We start from the raw sequence: 21,136 nt of genomic DNA, 5'->3' as shown, positions 1-21,136 counted from the left end.
AAATTGTGGAATGGGAAATCGTTATCGGGTTGGAAATTCACGTCCAGCTCTCCACCCAGTCAAAACTCTTTTCCGGCGCTAGTATCCGCTTTGGCGCTGAGCCGAATACCCAGGCTTGCGCTGTGGACCTGGCCATGCCGGGCACACTGCCGGTACCCAATGAAGAAGCATTTCGCTTTGCGGTAATGTTCGGCCTGGCGATGAACGCGGAGATCGGCAAGCGCTCCGTTTTTGAACGCAAGAATTACTTCTATCCCGACTTACCCAAGGGCTATCAAACCACTCAATTGGAACAACCTATTGTCGGCCCAGGTGAAGTGGAAATTCACCTGGAAGATGGCAGTAGTAAGAAAGTGCGTTTACACCACGCTCACCTGGAGGAGGATGCTGGTAAATCCCTGCACGAAGACTTCCACGGAATGTCCGGTATCGACCTGAACCGCGCAGGTACGCCGCTGATTGAGATTGTCTCTGAACCGGATATGCGCAGTGCCGCCGAGGCTGTGGCCTACCTGAAAAAAATTCACAGCATCGTAACCTACCTGGGCATTTCCGATGGTGATATGTCCCAGGGCTCACTGCGCTGCGATGCCAATGTATCCGTGCGCTTGAAAGGCGAAGAAAAACTCGGCACCCGTACAGAATTAAAAAACATCAATTCTTTCCGTTTTGTCGAGCGCGCAATTAAAGTCGAAGCTGAACGTCAGATCGATATCTTGGAAGACGGCGGCACCATTACCCAGGAAACCCGCCTCTACGACGCGGACAAAAATGAAACTCGCTCTATGCGCAGTAAAGAAGTGGCCAATGATTACCGCTACTTCCCCTGCCCTGACCTTCTGCCAGTTGTACTCACTGATGAATATGTCGAGCAACTGCGCAGCATCCTGCCAGAACTGCCCGATGCAAAAGCAGCCCGCTTCCAAGCGGAATACCAGCTATCTGCTTATGATGCAGACCAGCTGACACAGGAGCGTGCCAGTGCAGACTATTTTGAAACTGTGAGTAAATCCTGTGGCGAATCCAAGCTTGCCGCCAACTGGATTAACGGTGAACTGGCAGCGCTGCTCAACCGTCGTGAACTAACTATTTCACAATCGCCGGTTTCTGCCGACCAACTAGCTGGACTAATCTCGCGCATCAAAGACAACACCATTTCCAGCAAAATCGCCAAACAGGTATTCGAGGCTATTGCCGACGGAGAGGGCAGTGCCGACGAAGTCATCGAAAAGCGTGGGCTGAAACAAGTTTCCGATACCGGCGCTATCGAAAAAATGGTGGATGAGGTGATCGCTGCAAGCGATGCCCAGGTAGAAAACTACCGCAAGGCCGATGAATCAAAGCGCCCCAAAATGATGGGGTATTTCGTCGGGCAAATTATGAAAGCGTCCAAAGGGCAGGCAAACCCACAGATGATTAATAAAATCCTCAAACAAAAATTGGACGCACTGCTTTAACCCTCAACAATTCAAGACCTGGGTCGGGCTTCGCCCGCCCCCTATTTATGTAGCAAGGATATAGTTTTGAGCCTGAAAAAAGACAAACAGAAAGTACTCGGAGAAGTTTTTGACGAGGAGCGTATTACTGGATTCTTGATTGGTGAAGCCCCCGCAGGCGTAAACCGGGATTTTCACCTGCTCGAGCGCGCCTATCGAAGCATGAAAGCAGAGAGTTTTGCCACATTTGTTAAGTTGTTTCTCGCTGAAGGCATGGATCTGAACAGCCCTGGCCCCGATGGAAAAACCCTGCTGGCACGTATTGCCGAACACCGCCAGGGCGCAGAATATAGCGAGATTTTAAAAACCGCTGGCGCCAACTGAGAGCTCTGGAAATTTAGGCATCGTACCAGCGAAAGGTGAGAGTATGACTTCAAATCCCGTTCACGGTATCGACGCATTGGTGCGCGGTATCCACTTGATTACCCGGCGTGAGTTACGCCCATTTATCCTGGTGCCATTACTAATAAATCTGGTGCTGTTTATTATTATCAGTAGCATAATGATTTCACAGCTCGGAGGGCTTACCGATTATATAAGTAGCCTGCTTTCCCACACGCCGGTAAATACGGAGAATATGTCCTGGTGGGAAGCCATTATGGCCAAGGGTGCAGCATGGACCGCCAGTGCTTTTCGCTGGCTCGCCTGGATCATTGCACTAATAGTGCTTTTCTTATTCTTCCTCGCCTACGGCTATTTATTTAGCGTTATCACCAACATTATTGCCGCCCCCTTTAATGGATTGCTCGCTGAGAAAGTAGAGGAATTGCTAACCGGTAAAGCTCCTCCTGCCGAACCGATAATGCAAATGGTATGGCGTACCCTGGGCCGGGAATTGCGTAAGCTGGGTTACTTTATATTTTGGGGTTTGATCGTATTTATAATTGCCACCATCACCAGCTGGACCATTATTATCCCCGCAGTGCTCACCGCAGTTTGGGGCGCTTGGTGTATGGCTATTCAATACGTTGACTACCCACTGGATAACCACCAGCGGCCATTCGATGAATTAAAAACGGTACTGCGCCGCCGTAAACTCACAAGCCTCACCTTTGGTGGGACCGTGATGCTTGCCAAAATGGTGCCGATTTTAAATATCTTTATTATGCCTGCGGCAGTTGCTGGCGGTACGGCTCTGTGGATTGAAAGATTGCGTATCGAGGGGGATCCGGGAACTCAAACTCCAGTACTTCAGTAACCTTACCAGTAAGATAGGAAGCCCTCTCGTACAGAGGGCTTTTTACTTTGACACTATCTTCCAGATGTTTTCTTCTTTTTCAGTGCGCGATACCAGGGCTGCTGATCCTTGGCGATATAAGCGCTAGCCGACAGGCAATTGGCCAAGTCCTCAAGCTCCTGGGTAAGCACTTCACCTGGAAATTTTTTCCTTACCATCTGCTGGAGCTTGTCTGCCAACAATGCATCACGCAATCCCTCTGGCCTTTGAATACCTGCAGAAAGAATTTCAGGAATCCACTCAGACAGATCCCGAACCGTTATCCAATCGTTTCCCTGCTCAGGATAGCCAGAAAAATCAGTATCGAATGCCAGGCCGGAATCGTTATTTAGAAAAGTATTATTTAACAAATGATTGGAATTTTTGAACCTCATAAAGAACTGCTTGGCATCACCCCTTGAAGGCAGCAACTGAGTATCATCCTCCAACATCATTGGCTTCAGCTTAATCAATTCAGATTCCGCCACCCCCAATTCCAGTAATTTATGGGTCAGCAAAAACTCCTTTCTACCTACCCCCTCATTCACTCTGCGAGCAGAAAGCTCTACTCCCCCGCCAAGCAAAGCGAGAAAGTCACTCACAATATCACCGCCATGTAAGGCTTCCCGACTGAAAAGCCTCACTCTGAGGGAATCAGCTCCAAATACATCCGCCCACAGCTTTAACTTGGTAAAATAGTCGTAGTAAATTTCAATATCTTTACTGAAAGAAGGGAAAGCCCCTTCATCGTGGCCAAGTAATTTACTCGAGGAGCTCCGATTGGAAGCCGCTCCTCTAGCTCCTTGCTTCTTGAAAGATATTGCCTGCAGGTCTTGCCTGCGCAAGTAAACAATTACCACAATCTTATCGAAATACTTGCTACATACTCTCTGAACAAGCTCGATACTATCGCACTGATACAGATAGGAAAGATGCTCAGCTGAAACTATCACTTGCTCACTGCGGCTCGCAGCAAGCAGCTCATCAAGTCGGGAATTCACCTGGAAGTGGACGCGGCCCTTCTCTTTGCATACATCAATACACCCTGAAGAGTTCCCCTTTTTCCCAAGGGAAAGAAATTCAAAGCCTGCCTGGTCCAAAGCCTGTACTTGCTCCTTCATTGCCAATTGAAGGGAGCTGGAGCCGGTTTTATGAAAACCGATATGTAGATAAAGGATGCGCATCCGAATGTGAACTGTAATTTTTATTGAATGAAGGATGTCAATTTCAGGCTGCAAGTAGACTCCAGTATTACCGGTGTCATCTGAAGTTGCAGGGCCTTACTTCACGTAATAGGCCAAATTTGTTTAATTTTAGGACAGAATTGACAGTTTGAATGAAATTAAAGCCTCTACTGGTACATTCGTCACAGTTTAAACCTTAACAAAGCAAAGGAGCGGTGAATAGCAGGAGGGGGAAAAGCATTCTCGAGCAGGTAGTTAAGTGCTGTAAGGGCTAACCCCCTTACAGCACACAGGAGAATCAGTGCCGACGTGGACGACGATGACCTCCAGAGCCACCGCGACGCCCATCGCGATCACCGTGACTGCGCTGAACTTTCACCTTGGGCGGTTCAACCAAAAGCTCTTCTGGCGGCACTTCGCACTTGAGCTTGCCCCCGAGCAGCTGCTCAATGGGCTCCAGACGCATGGCATCATCTTCACAGGCGAAACTGATAGAGGTGCCCGTTTTACCCGCCCGACCAGTTCGGCCAATGCGGTGAACGTAATCCTCCGGCTCTTCAGGCAAGGTAAAATTCACCACATGGCTAATACCGTCGATATGAATACCACGCCCGGCGACATCAGTAGCTACCAGTACTTTGGTTTTGCCAGACTTAAAGTCATCAAGGGTGCGAACCCGCTTGTTTTGTGCCACTTCACCGGACAGCAGGCCCGCAGAAATGCCGTGAGCAAGAAGCTGCTCGTGTAAGCGGCGGCATTGGTCGCGGCGGTTGGCAAAAACAATCAGGCTATCCACCTCTTCCCGCTGCACAATGTTGTAAAGCAAGGTGTACTTTTCTTCGCTGGCGGACAGGTAGACATGCTGCTCTACAGTATCCGTGGCAACCCTCTCCGGCTCAATCTCCACAACTACCGGATCATCCGTCCACTGCTCCACCAGATCATCCACTTCGGGAGTAAATGTGGCGGAGAAAAACATAGTTTGGCGATGGGTTTTACGCGGCGTCTGACGAACAATACGGCGCACCTGGGGGATAAAGCCCATATCCAGCATGCGATCCGCCTCATCGATCACCAGGACTTCCACCTGATCCAGGAAGCAGTCCCGATTGCTGACAAAGTCCAGCAGGCGACCCGGCGTCGCCACCAGGATATCCACCAGCCGCTCATTCAGGTTTCTCTGCTGCTTGTCGTAATCCATACCGCCCACCAGGGTATGAATTTCCAGCTCGGTGTGTTTACACAGTGCCTTGGCATCATCGGCAATCTGCATCACTAGCTCACGGGTCGGAGCGATAATCAGGGAGCGGGCTTCGCCGGCGTAGCGCTCACCTTCAAACGGGTGCTTGAGCAGATCGTCAATCACGGTGATCAGGAAGGCCGCTGTCTTACCGGTACCGGTTTGTGCCTTACCCACCAGGTCGTGGCCATTGAGGGTGTGGGGAAGGGAGCGACCCTGAATTGGCGAGCAATACTGGAAACCCAGGTCGTGGATAGCGTGCATCAGCTCATTGGGCAGTCCCAGGTCGTGGAAGCGGACCTTGCCCTCCTGTTCTGGAACCTGGAATTCATCCAGGGACCAGGGCGCTGCGGGTGCCGCTGGCTTTCTGCTGCGCTGGCGCCCTTTTTGAGCGTTTCTGCTACCGCCCCGGCGCGACTTCCCCTCCGCTTGTGCGGATTTTGTACGCCCCTTGGCAGCCTTATCAGACGGCTTTTGCCCTTCTTTTCGGCGTCCGGAGCTGTCTTCTCCCCGGCGGGAGCCCTTATCCTCTTTGGAGGAGGATCGGCGGAACAACTTTCCTATCAAGTGAAATACTCGCTCAAATGTTCAAATAATCGGCGAGTATAACATCTCTACGGGGCTCCCTGCCCGCTATAGTGACGGCACAGCCAGTAATCCACACTGAAAAACCGCCCAGCCCCACTACAAAATAGCGCCAGCAGCATAATGAAATAAGTAGCTGCAAATTCAATACCATTTTTCAGGATGGTCACTCCTCCAGTTTCCACCAGCCACTCATAATTGCCGTGCTCCTTGAGTAAACCGACAATTTTCTCTTTACGCACTGAGGCTTCATCAATCAGATCCTTGCGCCACTCCCAGGGCACGCTCAAGGTTTTATCAGGCAACGCAGACCAACCGTTCTCCCAGTGGGCCGTATAGGCTGCCACTGCCATCACAAACATCAGGGGAATCGCCACCAGCCGAGTTGCTACGCCCAGCAAGATGGCGATGCCACCTAAGAATTCCACCAATGCAGCTATCCACGCCATCAACATCGGCGCTGGAAGCCCCAACCCCCAATCGGGATTGCCAAACCAGGCAGCGACATCTTCGATATTATTCATCTTATTCATGCCGGCCAGGATAAAAATTGGCGCCAAATAAATCCGTAGTAATAATGGCCCCAACCAGTCTATTTTGCGTACATAATGTACAAAGCAGTTGTACCAACCGCTTAGGCTATTCATAGCTCCACTCATTTAGCTCACTCTCTTATCAGTGTCTTTGTTCACTTTAGTCGAGTGATATCGCCAACTCTTACACAGCCCTATCTCAGCGCCCCAGAAAGCACATCTATGCTTGCAGAACCCAAGTAACTTGAGAGCAATCTGGTGGGGAAAACTTACGTACTGGTCCACGGGCTATTTCATGGAGGCTGGTGCTGGAGCAGAGTCGCCCACCTCTTGCAGCGTAATGGGCATCGAGTATTCACCCCCACCCATAGTGGCCTGGGGGAACGCAAACACCTACTCTCCCCCTCCGTTGGCCTGGATACCTTTATACAGGACCTAGTCAATACAATCCTCTGGGAGGAGTTGCAGCAAGTCACCCTTGTGGGCCACAGCTTTGGGGGAATGGCTGCAACCGGTGCCGCCGACGCTTTACCCGAGCGGGTACATCGATTGATCTACCTGGATGGCGCTGTTCCTGAGCCAGGGCGCCCATTCAGCAGCCAACTCCCCAGCGGTATAGAGGAGCAGCGATTAAAGCAGGCGCAAAATATCGACGGCACTCTGTGCATTATGCCGCCACCACCAGAAGACCTGGGGATAACCCACCCCGATGATATCCGCTGGCTAAAACGCCGTATGACCCCACATCCCATCAAAACACTACTGGACCCGATCCATTTACAACGCCCTCCAGAACAGGGCCCTCCATGCACTTTTATTCACTGTACCCAACCGGAGTATCCGCCAGCCATCTACAGTAGCCGCAAAGCAAAGCGGATAAGCGGGTGGGTTTATCGGGAGGCAGCAATAAACCATGACTGCATTATTAATAAGGCAGAAATTGTGGCCAAACTACTTGAGGAAAGTCCGTAATCAGCACTGGGCGCAGGCGCCATTTGTACCGTAGAATGTCGGACCTTTTTGCAGTACCGCCCCGCCTTCCCCCGGCAGACTGAAAGCCTCTCCGAATTTTGGCCCGCCGCCCGTTTTCAGCTGTATTTGCGAAGGCCAGGGCCTGTTAACAACCCCCCGCAGGATTAATTTTTTGTCAAAATTAGCCCAGACCCCAGAACCCTCTATCGAGACCAGCAACAAGAGCTCAGGTTTTTCATTGTTCAAGCTTTACCGAAATGCCACTAAAACCGAATTGTCGCACCTAACCACCTTGGGAGGCCCTCTGGTGGTCAGTAACCTGGCTGTGGTGAGCATGGGAGTTGTCGATACTCTGGTAGCAGGACGCGCTGGAGAAGTAAGTCTCGCTGGGCTCGCCTTGGGGGCCAGTATTTGGGCTGTTTGCGCAGTGACACTAATCGGCCTGCTCGCTGCTATCTCCCCGGTTGTTGCACACTTGCGCGGTGGCCGCGATGAAGCTGGCTGCGCCAGGCAACTGCACCAGGCGCTGTGGATCGCACTGATCGGTGGCATTCTGGTGTTTTCCGCCCTGCTTGCGGTTCCTATCTGGAGCCACTGGATAGACACGGAAGAGCCTGTCCGCAAGGTGATGGAGGGCTATGTACTGGCCCTGACTGTCGGCACCCTGCCTTTTGCACTTGGCACGGCGTTGCGCGGTTACTGTGAGGGTATGGGACAAGTGCGCCCGGTAATGCGCATCTATATCACTGCCGCTATTTTAAATATTCCCCTGGATATTCTTTTGGTATTTGGTGCCGGCCCCATACCGGCAATGGGAGGAGCAGGATGTGGGTGGGCTACCGCAGCGGTCAGCTGCCTGATCGCACTGGCACTCTTCTGGCACGCGAACACTGATCCGGTCTACCACAAGCTAAAACTTAGGCTGTTACCGCCTCGCCCCCACTGGCCAACCCTGCGCCACTTGCTCGCAGTGGGCCTGCCAATTTGTGTGGGTGCGGCCAGTGAAGTTACTTTTTTTGCCAGTCTTACCATTTTGCTTGCCCCCTATGGCGCAGCCATTGTCGCCGCCCATCAGATCAGCATGAATGTGGGCTCGATTTTTTACTTGGTCGCACTGGCACTGGCCCAGGCCCTGAGTATCCGCACCGCCCAACTACTCGGTCAGGGACGGCCAAAGCGCGCGCGCTTCTGTGGCAAAGTGGGCATCAGTAGCGGCCTAATCTACGCACTGGGCACAGGTGTACTTTTGATTACCCTGCGTACCCTGTTTGTTCAGGCCTATACCAGCAATGAAGAAATTATCGCGGTAGCCACCAACCTGCTATTGCTGTGTGCCGCATTCCAGCTCGTGGATGTCACCCAGGCAATGACCTGGGGCGCACTGCGCGGATATAAGGACACCAGTGCGCCCATGTTTATACAGCTATTTTCCTACTGGCTGGTGGGGCTTTCTACCGCCTACTGGCTGGGAGAGAGCTTCTGGGGGGTATACGGTTATTGGACCGGTGTCTGTATCGGCTTGGGAACGGCTTCAATCCTGCTGGGAATTCGCTTTTGGCGAACCAGCCACAAAGCCATCGAGCGAACCTACGGATACACGTAATTCGGCGCGTATCACATTCCTCGGGAACGTATTGACTATACTGGCGCTCCAAAGTCCCAATCTGTGCCGGACACAAGGCTCTCCGGCACACCCAGATATACGAAGTTGACCGGAGTGCCGAATGATCCCGCGCCAATCCTCCCGAAGGACCCGACACCTGCTAAGCCTGGCTTTACTGCTTTCATCCACCCAGGCCCTGAGCGCCGATGACAGCACTGGCGAAGAGACAGAAGCGGTCCCCCAGGCTGCCAATATGCAGCTGGACCAACCGGTGATCACAGAGCTGGGGCCACCCACCAACGCTGCCCCTACTGAGGAGCAATCCCAGTCGACAGATGCTGGTTCTGAAGAAATCTCCCTGCCCCAAGCGGAAAATCTGGAGCTGGACCAACCTATTCAGGAACTGGATAAACCGGCAGCTCCCACCGAGACTGCTCCCACCACCGATAAAGAAACCGAAACAGTTAAACCTCAACCCGAATTACCGGAGCCCGGCACCATCTCCCTGGTTCCGGGAGAGACTGCCAAGCCTCTGCGATTATTAGGCTCAGAGGTTCCCCCTGCGACTTCTACACGCCTGGCCTGGTCTCCCAGCCAACACTTCGAAGGGGTCTATAGCCCCACCGCTGTATTGGTGGTTAACGGCGCCAAGCCAGGGCCGGTTCTCTGCCTTACTGCGGCGGTGCACGGTGATGAGTTGAACGGTGTGGAAACTGTGCGGCGGGTTATGTACGACCTGGATGCAGACCATTTAAGCGGTGCGGTAATTGGCGTACCCATCGTCAATCTGCAAGGCTTCCATCGAGGCTCCCGCTACCTGACTGATCGACGCGACCTGAACCGGCACTTCCCCGGCGATCCCAATGGCTCTTCGGCTTCGCGAATTGCCAATTCATTTTTCCACGAAGTGATCAGCCACTGTAACGCCGTGGTGGACTTACATACGGGTTCTTTTTATCGCACCAACTTGCCACAGTTGCGCGGCGACTTAACCAATCCCAAGGTAGTGAAAATGACCCAGGGTTTTGGCTCCACTGTGGTACTGCACAGCGCCGGAGCCAAGGGTACCCTGCGCCGCGCCGCTGTGGAGGCTGGTATCCCCACCGTCACTCTGGAAGCCGGAGCACCCATGGTGCTGGATGAGCTATCGGTAAGTCACAGTGTGAAAGGTATACGCACTCTGCTCAACCAGCTGGGTATGGTGAGTAAATTCCGCCTCTGGGGCGACCCCGAACCGGTTTACTACACCTCCACCTGGCAGCGGACATCGACCGGTGGGGTTATCTTTAGTGAGGTCCAGCTCGGCGAGTTTGTACGTAAAGGCGACTTACTGGGAACGGTAACCAACCCGATTACTAATGTACGCACAGAAATTCGCTCTGAGCACAACGGCCGCATTCTTGGCATGGCATTAAACCAGGTCGTGCAACCGGGGTTTGCCGCCTACCATATCGGCATCCAGGCTCCCCAGGAACAAATCAGCCAGCCCCAGGAAGTAGTAGCGGAAGAGTCAGTCGCTGACAAATCAGAGAGCAAAGTACCGGCCACTCCAGAAAACCGCCAACCGCCGACAGAAGGTGAGGAGTAAATCCCCACCTATTAATCACTGACTTTATCGATCACCGTCACTTCGGGCATTACCAAAGGTTCCGGTTGAAGGGTGATATGATCGATATCGAAGCGCTTGACCAGGGTTTCCCGCAAGCGCTCCAGTACGCTGGGCCAAGCCTGCAAGTCATCCACCACAATATGGGCCGACAGGGAAATAGTGCTGGAATCCAAGCGCCAAATATGGAGATCGTGCACAGAGCGTACCCCGGTTACCGCCGCCAGTGTCTCGCCCACAACCGGAAGGCTCAATTCCCTGGGTACCCGCTCCATCAATACATCGATTGCATCCCTGAGCAGTCGCACGCAGGAAACCAGGATTAACAGGCAAATAAGCAATGAAAGCAGGGGGTCGATGGGTACCCAACCGGTAAAATAAATCACAGCTCCGGAAGCCAGTGCCGCGACAGAGCCCAGCATATCGCCCATCACATGCAAAAGCGCACCGCGAATATTGAGTGTGCGCTCGCCTTTTAATAAAACCCAGGCCGCCAGAATATTAATCAGCAACCCCATGGCCGCAATCAACATCACCGTACTGCCGTGCACCGGCTGGGGATTGCGCAACCTATCAATGGCCATAAAAGAAATACCGACCACGATCAGTAGCATAATCAGGCCGTTGGTTACCGCAGCTAAGACCTCCGCTCGCCCCCAGCCAAACGACAATTCCCGATCAGCGGGTTTTTTCGCCAGTACTGCGGCAATAGCCCCCAGTGCCAGGGCAAAAGTATCGGTCAGCATATGGGCGGCATCGCCGAGCAATGCCAGTGAGCCAGATAGCCAACCACCTATGGCTTCAACTATGGAAAAACTGAGAGTGAGAACCAGTGCAATAATTAATGGGCGCAAAGCCCCATTGCCGGTTCGGTGGTGGACATGATCATGCATAGGCTCCCTCCTCAAATCCCTGTGGCAGCTCCGCAGGTATCACTATTTTTGCCCTAAGGTAATTCGCTCCCAACCGGAATAATCCCTGCGACTTGAAACTTTATTCAATCCCGCCGCAGAAAAAATATCCCGCACGCTCTCAGCTTGCTGCCAACCGTGCTCCACCATTAGCCAGCCATCGTTTTCCAAGTAATCACTAGCGGTTGTGGCGATATGCTCAATATCTGCCAAACCCTGTCGCTCTGCCACCAACGCAGTGCGGGGCTCAAAGCGTACATCGCCCTGCACTAAGTGCGGGTCAGATGCATCGATATAGGGAGGGTTGCTGACGATCAGGGAAAACGGCTGTGGCTCCAAACTGGAAAACCAATCGCTCTGGATAACTTGCACATTTTGCAACTTGAGGGAGCGCCGGTTTTCCTCTGCCAGTGCTACCGCAGCGGGTGATTTCTCCGCTGCAATAATTTCCCATCCCGGTCGCTCCGACGCCAGAGCCAGTGCAATAGCACCAGTGCCAGTGCCCAGGTCCAGTGCTCGCAACCTGCCCTGGGGGAAAAACTCCAGCGCGGTCTCCACCAACAATTCAGTGTCCGGGCGGGGGATCAGGGTGGAGGAATCTACCTTTAGCGACAGGGACCAAAATTCGCGCTCACCGATAAGGTGTGCCACCGGCTCTCCCGCTTGCCGGCGCTGGAGCAACTGCTCATAGCGCACTTGCTCAGCTTCATTCAATTCGTATTCCGGCCAGGTATAGAGCCAGGTGCGCTCGCGCCCCAACACACTGCCGAGCAGAAGCTCTGCATCCAGGCGCGCGCTGTCGCTATCGGTTAATTGGGCGCAGCGTGCGATATTTTCCTTGACGCTGGTCATGGAGAAAAACCTATAAAAACGCCGCTCGAGGCGGCGTAAAAAATCTGGATTTATTGGGCCAGGGCCGCCAACTGGTCGGCCTGGTATTCCGTGCGCAATGGCCCGATCACCTCCCCCAGAGCCCCCTGCATAATCTCATCGAGTTTGTAGAGGGTAAGGCCGATACGGTGATCGGTAACCCGACCTTGGGGATAGTTGTAGGTACGGATTCGCTCAGAGCGATCACCGCTGCCCACCAGGCTGCGGCGGGCATCGGAAATTTCCTGGGCCGCCGCCGTTTCCTGCGCAGTATTGAGCTTCGCTTGCAACAGTGCCATCGCCTTGGCTTTGTTTTTGTGCTGGGAGCGCTCGTCCTGACACTCCACCACAATCCCCGTGGGAATATGGGTTAAGCGCACAGCGGAATCGGTTTTGTTAACGTGCTGACCACCGGCACCGGATGCACGGTAGGTATCCACACGCAAATCCGCTTTATTAATTTCAATCGCATCGCGCTCATCCGGCTCCGGCATCACAGCTACCGTACAAGCCGAGGTGTGAATACGACCCTGGGATTCTGTTTCAGGAACCCTTTGTACCCGGTGCGCGCCGGACTCAAATTTTAATTTTGCGTAGACATCTTCACCGGCGACGCGAGTGATAATTTCCTTGTAGCCGCCGTGCTCACCGAGATTTTCGCTGACAATTTCTATTCGCCATCCCTGCTTCTCCGCATAGCGAGAGTACATGCGAAACAGATCGCCGGAGAAAATAGCCGCTTCATCACCACCGGTTCCTGCGCGAACTTCCAGGAAAACATTTTTTCTGTCGTTAGGATCGCGTGGCAACAGCAAAGTCTGTAGCTCTCGCTCCAGCGGCTCCACTTGACCTTCAGCCTCGCGCAGCTCTTCCTGAGCCATTTCGCGCATTTCCGGGTCATCTTCCCCCAGCATCTCCCGAGCCGCGACCATATCTTCCTGCAACTGTTTGTAAGCGCCGTAGCATTTAACCACTTCTTCCAGCTCAGAATACTCGCGGGAAAGATCGCGGAATTGATCCTGATCAGCAATTACGTCGGCGTCGCCCAACAGCGCAGATACTTCCTCGTGGCGCTCAAGCAGGGTTTCCAGTTTATTCAGTAACGATTCTTTCATTGATGCTTTTTCTCTAAATCGATATCGGTGAGATCATCCAACCCAACGACCTCGCGAGCGATACGCAAACGCTCAATATCACCCTCCGCCGTGGCTTTTTTCAGACTGACGGTGGGTGCATGAATTAATTTATTGGTGAGAGAGCGAGCGAGCTGCTCCATCAGTCGACGAGGGTCCTCGCCTTTTTCCAGCTGCAAAAGTACCCGCTCAAGTTCGGAAGTGCTCACTTCCTGGGCTCGCTGCCGGTAACTGCGAATACTATCCACAGCTTCCAAAGAGCGGCTCTCTTTGGTAAATTCAGCCGCTGCAGCATTTACGATTTCCTGAGCTGCCTCCGCCGCTTTCTCACGGGAGCGCTTGCCCTCATCAATAACCCCGCGCAGATCGTCCACCGTATACAGATAAACATCATCCAGCTCGCCAACTTCCGATTCGATATCACGGGGTACCGCAATATCCACCATAAACATGGGGCTGTGCCGACGCTTGCGCAGCGCCGATTCGACCGCTCCCTTACCCAGGATCGGCAGCTGGCTCGCGGTGGAACTGATAACGATATCCGCACGCGCCAGATGCTCGGGGATATCCGCAAGCAGGATTGCCTCGGCACCAAAGCTCTCCGCGAGCAACTGGGCCCGGCTCAATGTGCGGTTGGCAACAATGACCTGCTTGATTCCCTGATCGAGCAAATGGCGGGCAACCAGCTCCACAGTCTCTCCCGCACCGATCAACAGGGCAGTCTGCTTTTTCAGGTCGGTGAAGATACGCGAAGCCAGAGAAACAGCAGCGTAGGCAACAGAAACCGGGTTTTCACCGATTGCAGTTTCGGTGCGAACCTTCTTGGCGACGGTAAACACCCGCTGGAAAACCCGGTGTAGTTCACTGCCCACACTGCCGGATTCCCGCGCCACCGCATAGGCGGACTTGATCTGGCCGAGGATCTGCGGCTCACCCAACACCAGGGAATCGAGACCACAGGCAACGCGCATCATATGGCGTACCGCTTCTTCATCGCTGTACACATAGGCACAGCCCTTGAGCTGCTCCAGGGGCACCTGGTGGTATTCAGACAGCCATTGCAACAGGGCTTCTGACTCCACATTTCCGTATATTTCGGTGCGATTGCAGGTAGACAGGATGGCCAGCTCGCGGCACCCCAGTGCTTTTCGCGCATCTCCCAGTGCGCCGGGCATCACCTCGGGGGCAAAGGCCACCCGCTCGCGCACTTCGACCGACGCGCTATCGTGGTTGATACCCAGGGTAAGAATTGGCATAGACTTCCGTTAGCATTAAATCTTAAAAGGCGGAAACCGCACTGGGAGCGCATTTTCATAGGCAGCCGTCTCCCTTGCAAGCGTAAGAGGCAGTAAAATTGCCCGCCGATTTGGCAAGAGCCCCTGCCCACTACCGTTCCAAACCCGATTCACGACTAGAATTATATGGCGATAATCGTTTAAAACACGCCAGTAATACCCCGCTTTCAGCGACAACGTAACGTATGGACACGATCTATGCTCCCACCTCGCACAAATCAGCTTCCGGCCCGAATTTCCAGCCACGTGCCCAAGTTTGCCGCTTTCCTTGTAGCATCCGTAATGCTTGTTTCTTGCACCCAACACCAGACGCCGGCGGCCCCCTCTACAGAAATCGCGAGCACAGCACTGGAGCCGAGCAACCTTAAGGGTAGGGAAACCACTGAGTCAGAAGAGCCGGAAGCTAAAACCTTCCCAATTGATACCTTCTACACCCTTCTGGTGGCCGAAGTCGCCGGTATCCGCGAACAGTACGATGTCGCACTGGCCAATTACTACCACCAGGCGGAGGTCACCAAAGATCCCGGGGTCGCCGCCCGCGCTACACGCATTGCCCGCTTTTTAAATGCCCGCCAGGCCGCCTTGGATTCGGCCCGGCTATGGGTAGAGCTTGAGCCACAAAACGCCGATGCACAGCTGGCCCTCACAGCCGAGCTGACTTTGTCCGGCGACTTACACACTGCCCTGATTCACGCCAGTAAAACCCTGGAACTCGGCGGCAATCCGCCCATGCAATCTCTCGCGGCAACCGCAATCGGGCACGAGCAACTCACGGAACAAGCCAAGCGGGAGTTTGCCCGGCTGGCAAAAGTCTACCCCCTCGATGACGAGGTCGTGCTCGCCTATGCCATGGTACTGCGCACCGAAAGAGAATTCGCCCGCGCCCTGTCCCTGGTGCGCCGCGTCCAAGAGCACCATCCAGACCAACTGGATGCACCACTGCTGGAAAGTCACCTGTTGGTTGATCAGGGCAAGCGCAAGGAAGCCATTTCCCTACTCGAACGACTCGTAGGCATCCATCCCTCCGAGAGTCGCTTGCGCCTTCAATACGCCCGCCTGTTGATTCGGGAGGACCTAGCCCTGGCACGCAAGCAGTTTGCCGAACTGGTTAAGCAGCGCCCTGAAGATGGCAACCTGATTTTGTCGTTGGCCCTAATTCAGTACGAGACCGAGCAAACTGACGAGGCCAAAGTCCTCTTTACCCAACTACTTGAATTACAGCAGCACGAATCCGCTGCTTATTTTTACCTGGGCAGCATTGCAGAAAAATCCGGGGATTTTTCCCATGCAATTAAATATTTCCGCGAAGTGGGGCCCGGCAGTGATTACGTAGAAGCCATTACTCGCGGTACGGAATTGCTGGCGAGCCTGGGACAGCACAGCACTAACCGGGAATGGTTTGCTGAACTGAGAAAAAAACACCCCACTCAGGAAGAACATTTTTACCTAATGGAGGTCGAATTACTTCGCAAAAGTGGTGAAGCCAGTATGGCTTTACAGCGAGTAGACGAGGCATTACAAACCAACAGCACCAGCGGTCGCTTGATGTACACCCGCGCGCTGTTGCATGACCAACTCGGCAACGCACAACAATTCGAAAAGGACTTGAGAGACCTGCTGGAAAGAAATCCCGATAACGCCACAGTTCTCAACGCACTCGGCTATAAACTGATTGAAGATAAATCCCGGCACGCAGAAGCCTACCAGTTGATCAGCCGCGCTTTGGAACTCGAGCCTGAGGACCCGGCAATAATCGACAGCATGGGGTGGATAGAGTACCGTCTCGGCAATCACGAAGCTGCGGAAAAGTATCTGCGGCAGGCGATGGAAAAGTTGCCCGACCACGAAATTGCCGCACACCTCGGTGAAGTACTCTGGGTTCAGGGAAACAGAGAAGCCGCCATGAAAATGTGGAGAAAAGGTCTTCTGCTGAATCCCCACAGCAAAATTATTCCGGCTGCCATGAAGCGCCTACAAATCGAAGAGTCACTGGAACAACATGCATCAGATAGCTGACAAGACAACCGCGCGAAGATTCTATCTGTTATTGCTGGCATGTCTGGCAATAATGATTTCCGCCTGTGCCGGACAAAAAACCAAACAAGAACCGGAGCCAGGTTCCCCCACTGAAAATCAAAATCCGGCACCGCAAACAGTAGCTGAATTTACCCAGTGGAATCTCAAGGGCAAGCTGGGTGTTCGCTCCCCCAAAGAAAACGGCAGCGCTAACCTGGCCTGGCTTCAGGGCGGTGCAGAGAATTTTCGCCTGCATCTCAGCGGTCCGCTCGGAGCGGGCACTACCGTCATCACCGGCTCAGCCGGTGGAGTCAGTTTGGTGCGCGGTAGCGAGCCGCCAATTTATGCGCGCAACCCGGCACAGCTAACCCAGGAAGCACTGGGCTGGCCCCTGCCCGCCCGGGAGATGTTCTACTGGGTGCGCGGTCTTCCCGCGCCCGGCGCCAAAAGTGGCGAGCAGCGCAACGCCCAGGGCCAGCTGCAAAGCCTGCAACAATCCGGCTGGGCTTTGAGTTTTAGTGAATATCGCAGCGAAGGTCCATTTATGCTGCCAACCCGGATCAAAGCACAAACCAACAGTCCTACTGGCCCGGTATCCGTCACCCTGGTGATTAAAGACTGGGGTTTGTAGAGAGTTTTACATAACTCTGCCAATGCCCAAATCGCAGCATGCAGGTATTATGGCGATCCTGTAATTGATTGCCCCCTTTTTGCCTCATGCTGCTAACCCTGCCCGCCCCAGCAAAACTCAACCTGATTCTGCGCATTCTCGGCCGTCGCCCGGATGGCTATCACGAGTTACAAACCCTGTTCCAACTTCTCGATTTCGGCGACTTATTGGAATTCAGTGAGCGCAGCGATGGCATTGTCAGTGTCGATGCCGGCCAGCTGGATGTAGCTGAAGAAGACAACCTGGTTTATCGCGCAGCCCAATTGCTGCGCAAACAAGCTGAGCCGGACCGACAAAATTCTCTCGGCGCCTCTATTCGGTTGATAAAGAAGTTGCCTCACGGCGGCGGCATCGGTGGAGGCAGTAGCGATGCCGCCACCACTTTGCTCGGGCTCAACCACTTATGGCAGTGCAATTTATCGATCGATAAACTGGCAGAGCTGGGACGACAATTAGGCGCGGATGTTCCAGTTTTTGTGCGCGGGCGCACCGCTTGGGCGGAAGGGGTTGGTGAAAAATTAACCCCAATAACCACCGAGCAACGCCACTACCTGGTTGTCTCAACTGGTTGCGAAGTGAGCACTGCAAAAATTTTTCGCGATTCACGTTTGACAAGAGATTCAGTCGCAATTACATTAGCGGCCCTTCGCGAGGAGCAGGCCAACGAGATGCGACTCGGCAGCGAAAAACTGGAAACATTTTCCGGCAATGACTGCCAGCCATTAGTTGAAAAGCTCTACCCTGAAATACGCGATGCCAGAGAATGGCTCGAGCAATTTGCTCCAGCACAACTCACCGGCACCGGGGGCTGCATTTTTGCTGCATTCCCTACGGCAGAGGCAGCCATTGAGGCACACGCCAAACTGCCTGAAGCGTGGCAGGGTTTTACAGCAGCGGGTGTATTGGTTTCACCGACACATCAAGCGCTAGCGAAAATCTCCTCAGATTTTTGAGGAAACATTACTGGGGCGTAGCCAAGCGGTAAGGCAGCGGGTTTTGATCCCGTCATGCGAAGGTTCGAATCCTTCCGCCCCAGCCACTTTCTTTATATGCAATGGCACAGTCAAAAACCGGTTCCGACATGATTCAGTCTACGCTGATCCAGCCGGCCCAGGCCATTCGCACAGGGCTTTACAGAGCCACTCCCCAATTTTTAAAGAATCCTGAAGGCAGGCTTGAATGCAATCGCCCGATGGTTGTGCGAGCACGCACCCAGAGCAACCCGTTGAGCAAGGAAAAAAACTGTGGCCAAAACCCTGTTTTTATCCGCGCAACAGTGCGCCGCTCAACACAAAAGTGTTGCAGCAAAAACCCTGACTGCTAGCAAATATGCAGGCATCTACACTTCAATTCACTTCAAGACAGAATTAAAGGAACTCGCAGTGGCTGACTTAATGGTCTTTACCGGCAACGCAAACCCGGAACTGGCACAGAAGGTTGTCGACCATATGGCGATCCCCCTGGGTGAAGCCACGGTCAAGCGCTTCTCCGACGGCGAGATTGCAGTAGAAATTACCGATAACGTACGCGGCCGCGACGTTTTCGTGGTGCAATCCACCTGCCAACCCACCAACCGCAACCTGATGGAACTGATCCTGCTGGTAGACGCCCTGCGCCGCGCCTCCGCCGGCCGCGTTACCGCTGTAGTCCCCTACTTTGGCTACGCCCGCCAGGATCGCCGCGTAAGATCCCAGCGCGTGCCGATTTCCGCAAAAGTGGTTGCCGATATGATGGTAAGCGTAGGTATCGACCGCGTATTAACCGTCGACCTGCACGCGGAACAGATCCAGGGCTTCTTCGACGTTCCTGTGGATAACGTTTACGGCTCCTCTGTCCTGCTCGACGATATCGAGCGCCAAAAGTACCAGAACCTGGTGGTGGTATCCCCGGATATCGGCGGTGTTGTGCGCGCCCGCGCCGTGGCCAAGAGCCTCGACTGCGACCTGGCCATTATCGACAAGCGCCGCCCAGCCGCCAATGTTGCTGAAGTCATGAACATTATCGGTGAAGTCAGCGGCCGCACCTGCCTGCTGGTAGACGACATGGTCGACACGGCCGGCACCCTGTGTAACGCCGCCAACGCACTAAAAGAGCACGGCGCCGAGAAAGTTGTCGCCTACTGTACCCACCCGGTACTGTCCGGCAACGCCATCACCAACCTGAACAACTCCGTTCTGGATGAGCTGGTGGTTACCGACTCCATCCCCCTGGGTGACAAAATGGAGAAGGCACCAAAAATTCGCCAGCTGACCCTGTCTGCAATGCTGGCCGAGTCCATGCGCCGTATCAGCAATGAGGAATCCCTGTCCGCAATGTTCCGCTAGGAACTTGCCGATCAAGGTATCCCTGCGCCCCGCATGCCGGGGCACTTTGCCTTTAGCGCTGATTCCCGTAGAATACGCGCCCGCCCGGCACTGCCGGGCGATTACTTTTGGGCCCAGTGCCCATTTAACATCCATGCCAGAGCGGTCCGGTCGCAGGTCACTCTGGACAGACAACCCGAGGTTTATCCCATGTCTGATATTAAATTGAACGCCATTGCCCGCAGCGATGAAGGGAAAGGTGCGAGCCGCCGCCTGCGTCGCCTGGAAGGCCGTGTACCCGGCATCATCTACGGCGGTGAAGCAGAGCCTGCTTCTATCTCCGTGCTGCACAAAGACCTGACCAAAGCTCTGGAAAACGAAGCTTTCTTCTCCTCCATGCTGACTGTTGACGTAGACGGCAAAGAAGAGAAAGTTATCCTGCGCGACCTGCAGCGTCACCCGGCTAAAGCCCTGCTGCTGCACATCGACTTCCAGCGCGTATCTGCCAACACCAAAGTACACGTTAAAGTACCTCTGCACTTCCTGAACGAAGAGAGCAGCAAAGGTGTTAAGGCTGGCGGTATCGTTTCCCACACCCTGACCGAGCTGGAAGTTAACGCTCCTGCCGGCAAGCTGCCTGAGTTCATCGAAGTGGACCTGGCCGACCTTGAAATGGACGGCGTACTGCACATCTCCGACCTGAAACTGCCGGAAGGTGTTGAGTCTGTGGCACTGAGCCACGGCGAAGACCACAACCTGGTTGTAGCTTCCATCCACAAGCCTCGCGGCGCTGTGGAAGCTGAAGCTGAAGAAGCTGGCGAAGGCGAAGAGTAATCGCCTTGGCTGCGGCACCGGATACTCCGATCCAGTTGATTGTCGGCCTGGGAAACCCCGGACCGGAATACGATCGGACGCGACACAACGCCGGTGCCGACTTTGTTGTCGAGCTGGCCCGCCAACAAGGCACCCAGCTCAGCCTCGACAGCAAGTATCACGGCCTTACTGGCCGTGTGCGGGTCGGCAGCCAGGATATCCGGCTGCTGATTCCCACCACCTATATGAATCGCAGTGGCCAATCTGTCGGCCCACTGGCGAACTTCTTCAAGATTCCCCCGGAAGCCATTCTGGTCGCTCACGATGAGCTGGACCTGGCCCCCGGTATCGCGCGCCTGAAAGCCGGCGGCGGTCACGGTGGACACAACGGCCTGCGGGATATCATTGCCGCACTGGGCAACAACCGAAACTTTATGCGCCTGCGACTCGGTATTGGCCACCCCGGCAGCTCGAGCGAAGTGGCCCGGTTTGTACTCCAGCGAGCCCCCAGGGCGGAACAGGAAACACTGGCTGATGCGATCGATCGCTCGATCGACGTTCTACCCACCGCCGCTTCCGGCGACTGGGGCGCAGCCATGAAAACGCTGCACACCAACAAATAGATCCCACCCGCCGGCTTGCCTTTTGCCGCGGAAATCTCGATAGTGTGCTGCGCTAAATTGCCGGTAT

19 protein-coding genes and 1 tRNA gene are annotated in these 21,136 nt (G+C 54.1%); 13 read left to right on the top strand and 7 right to left on the bottom strand.

Features of this window, described 5'->3' with window-relative positions; genetic code table 11:
- Positions 1–5 precede the first annotated feature (5 nt).
- The 3 genes from gatB (at position 6) to cysZ (ending at position 2,694) form a co-directional block, all read left to right on the top strand.
- Positions 6–1,457, top strand: a complete 1,452-nt coding sequence (gatB, locus tag ACJJIL_RS04020) for an Asp-tRNA(Asn)/Glu-tRNA(Gln) amidotransferase subunit GatB (RefSeq protein ID WP_413663059.1) — start codon at positions 6–8, stop codon at positions 1,455–1,457.
- 66 nt (positions 1,458–1,523) lie between these two features.
- A complete protein-coding gene (locus ACJJIL_RS04015; RefSeq protein ID WP_445361248.1) occupies positions 1,524–1,820 on the top strand; it encodes a PA4642 family protein in 297 nt (98 codons plus the stop codon).
- Between the two features lie 43 nt (positions 1,821–1,863).
- Positions 1,864–2,694, top strand: coding sequence for a sulfate transporter CysZ (gene cysZ, locus ACJJIL_RS04010; RefSeq protein WP_445361247.1), 831 nt, complete (start codon positions 1,864–1,866; stop codon positions 2,692–2,694).
- 53 nt (positions 2,695–2,747) lie between these two features.
- Here the strand turns inward: cysZ and ACJJIL_RS04005 are convergent, their stop codons facing one another.
- From ACJJIL_RS04005 to ACJJIL_RS03995, 3 genes are all read right to left on the bottom strand, one after another.
- Positions 2,748–3,950, bottom strand: coding sequence for a hypothetical protein (locus ACJJIL_RS04005; protein WP_445361246.1), 1,203 nt, complete (start codon positions 3,948–3,950; stop codon positions 2,748–2,750).
- 244 nt (positions 3,951–4,194) lie between these two features.
- Entirely contained in the window at positions 4,195–5,703 is a 1,509-nt protein-coding gene (rhlB, locus tag ACJJIL_RS04000) for an ATP-dependent RNA helicase RhlB (RefSeq protein ID WP_444940933.1), read from the bottom strand.
- Between the two features lie 47 nt (positions 5,704–5,750).
- Positions 5,751–6,368, bottom strand: a complete 618-nt coding sequence (locus tag ACJJIL_RS03995) for an HvfX family Cu-binding RiPP maturation protein (RefSeq protein WP_444925729.1) — start codon at positions 6,366–6,368, stop codon at positions 5,751–5,753.
- A gap of 144 nt (positions 6,369–6,512) precedes the next feature.
- Between ACJJIL_RS03995 and ACJJIL_RS03990 the strand changes: the two genes are divergently transcribed.
- From ACJJIL_RS03990 to ACJJIL_RS03980, 3 genes are all read left to right on the top strand, one after another.
- Positions 6,513–7,226, top strand: coding sequence for an alpha/beta fold hydrolase (locus ACJJIL_RS03990; protein ID WP_445361245.1), 714 nt, complete (start codon positions 6,513–6,515; stop codon positions 7,224–7,226).
- A gap of 172 nt (positions 7,227–7,398) precedes the next feature.
- On the top strand, positions 7,399–8,829 hold the full coding sequence (locus ACJJIL_RS03985) for an MATE family efflux transporter (RefSeq protein WP_445361244.1): 1,431 nt from the start codon (positions 7,399–7,401) through the stop codon (positions 8,827–8,829).
- A gap of 121 nt (positions 8,830–8,950) precedes the next feature.
- Positions 8,951–10,417, top strand: a complete 1,467-nt coding sequence (locus ACJJIL_RS03980) for a succinylglutamate desuccinylase/aspartoacylase family protein (protein ID WP_445361243.1) — start codon at positions 8,951–8,953, stop codon at positions 10,415–10,417.
- 11 nt (positions 10,418–10,428) lie between these two features.
- Here ACJJIL_RS03980 and ACJJIL_RS03975 read toward each other — a convergent pair whose 3' ends face one another.
- Genes ACJJIL_RS03975 through hemA form a run of 4 tightly spaced genes read right to left on the bottom strand, consistent with a single transcriptional unit; the run spans position 10,429 to position 14,605 of the window.
- Positions 10,429–11,328: a cation diffusion facilitator family transporter gene (locus ACJJIL_RS03975; RefSeq protein ID WP_445361242.1), complete on the bottom strand. Its 900-nt coding sequence runs from the start codon at positions 11,326–11,328 to the stop codon at positions 10,429–10,431.
- A gap of 42 nt (positions 11,329–11,370) precedes the next feature.
- Positions 11,371–12,198, bottom strand: a complete 828-nt coding sequence (gene prmC, locus ACJJIL_RS03970; protein WP_445361241.1) for a peptide chain release factor N(5)-glutamine methyltransferase — start codon at positions 12,196–12,198, stop codon at positions 11,371–11,373.
- A gap of 50 nt (positions 12,199–12,248) precedes the next feature.
- A complete protein-coding gene (prfA, locus tag ACJJIL_RS03965; RefSeq protein ID WP_445361240.1) occupies positions 12,249–13,331 on the bottom strand; it encodes a peptide chain release factor 1 in 1,083 nt (360 codons plus the stop codon).
- Positions 13,328–14,605 (bottom strand): glutamyl-tRNA reductase, encoded by a 1,278-nt coding sequence (hemA, locus tag ACJJIL_RS03960; RefSeq protein ID WP_282933939.1) that lies wholly within the window; start codon positions 14,603–14,605, stop codon positions 13,328–13,330. Before hemA ends, prfA begins: the two co-directional genes overlap by 4 nt.
- Before the next feature lie 237 nt (positions 14,606–14,842).
- On the opposite strand from hemA, the gene ACJJIL_RS03955 reads away from it, so the two are divergent.
- The 7 genes from ACJJIL_RS03955 (at position 14,843) to pth (ending at position 21,069) form a co-directional block, all read left to right on the top strand.
- Complete coding sequence (locus ACJJIL_RS03955; protein WP_445361239.1) at positions 14,843–16,660, top strand: tetratricopeptide repeat protein; 1,818 nt, start codon at positions 14,843–14,845, stop codon at positions 16,658–16,660.
- Positions 16,644–17,291, top strand: coding sequence for a lipoprotein insertase outer membrane protein LolB (lolB, locus tag ACJJIL_RS03950; RefSeq protein WP_445361238.1), 648 nt, complete (start codon positions 16,644–16,646; stop codon positions 17,289–17,291). Before ACJJIL_RS03955 ends, lolB begins: the two co-directional genes overlap by 17 nt.
- An 86-nt stretch (positions 17,292–17,377) precedes the next feature.
- Complete coding sequence (gene ispE, locus ACJJIL_RS03945; RefSeq protein WP_444933991.1) at positions 17,378–18,283, top strand: 4-(cytidine 5'-diphospho)-2-C-methyl-D-erythritol kinase; 906 nt, start codon at positions 17,378–17,380, stop codon at positions 18,281–18,283.
- 11 nt (positions 18,284–18,294) lie between these two features.
- A tRNA-Gln gene (locus ACJJIL_RS03940) sits at positions 18,295–18,369 on the top strand.
- Positions 18,370–18,724: 355 nt separating this feature from the next.
- Positions 18,725–19,654: a ribose-phosphate pyrophosphokinase gene (locus tag ACJJIL_RS03935; RefSeq protein ID WP_108735320.1), complete on the top strand. Its 930-nt coding sequence runs from the start codon at positions 18,725–18,727 to the stop codon at positions 19,652–19,654.
- Positions 19,655–19,843: 189 nt separating this feature from the next.
- On the top strand, positions 19,844–20,467 hold the full coding sequence (locus tag ACJJIL_RS03930) for a 50S ribosomal protein L25/general stress protein Ctc (RefSeq protein WP_444958483.1): 624 nt from the start codon (positions 19,844–19,846) through the stop codon (positions 20,465–20,467).
- Between the two features lie 5 nt (positions 20,468–20,472).
- Entirely contained in the window at positions 20,473–21,069 is a 597-nt protein-coding gene (gene pth / locus ACJJIL_RS03925; protein ID WP_444892988.1) for an aminoacyl-tRNA hydrolase, read from the top strand.
- Positions 21,070–21,136: the final 67 nt, after the last annotated feature.

The organism is Microbulbifer maximicatervae (SeqCode) (assembly GCF_052468095.1).
This window is presented reverse-complemented; position numbering and strand designations above follow the sequence as displayed.

Coding starts and splice junctions, on each gene's coding strand:
- lolB (WP_445361238.1), top strand. CDS start 16,644: ATGCATCAGATAGCTGACAAGACAACCGCGCGAAGATTCTATCTGTTA.
- hemA (WP_282933939.1), bottom strand. CDS start 14,605: ATGCCAATTCTTACCCTGGGTATCAACCACGATAGCGCGTCGGTCGAA.
- ispE (WP_444933991.1), top strand. CDS start 17,378: ATGCTGCTAACCCTGCCCGCCCCAGCAAAACTCAACCTGATTCTGCGC.
- prmC (WP_445361241.1), bottom strand. CDS start 12,198: ATGACCAGCGTCAAGGAAAATATCGCACGCTGCGCCCAATTAACCGAT.
- ACJJIL_RS03995 (WP_444925729.1), bottom strand. CDS start 6,368: ATGAATAGCCTAAGCGGTTGGTACAACTGCTTTGTACATTATGTACGC.
- ACJJIL_RS03930 (WP_444958483.1), top strand. CDS start 19,844: ATGTCTGATATTAAATTGAACGCCATTGCCCGCAGCGATGAAGGGAAA.
- ACJJIL_RS03980 (WP_445361243.1), top strand. CDS start 8,951: ATGATCCCGCGCCAATCCTCCCGAAGGACCCGACACCTGCTAAGCCTG.
- prfA (WP_445361240.1), bottom strand. CDS start 13,331: ATGAAAGAATCGTTACTGAATAAACTGGAAACCCTGCTTGAGCGCCAC.
- ACJJIL_RS03975 (WP_445361242.1), bottom strand. CDS start 11,328: ATGCATGATCATGTCCACCACCGAACCGGCAATGGGGCTTTGCGCCCA.
- cysZ (WP_445361247.1), top strand. CDS start 1,864: ATGACTTCAAATCCCGTTCACGGTATCGACGCATTGGTGCGCGGTATC.
- ACJJIL_RS03935 (WP_108735320.1), top strand. CDS start 18,725: ATGGTCTTTACCGGCAACGCAAACCCGGAACTGGCACAGAAGGTTGTC.
- ACJJIL_RS03955 (WP_445361239.1), top strand. CDS start 14,843: ATGCTCCCACCTCGCACAAATCAGCTTCCGGCCCGAATTTCCAGCCAC.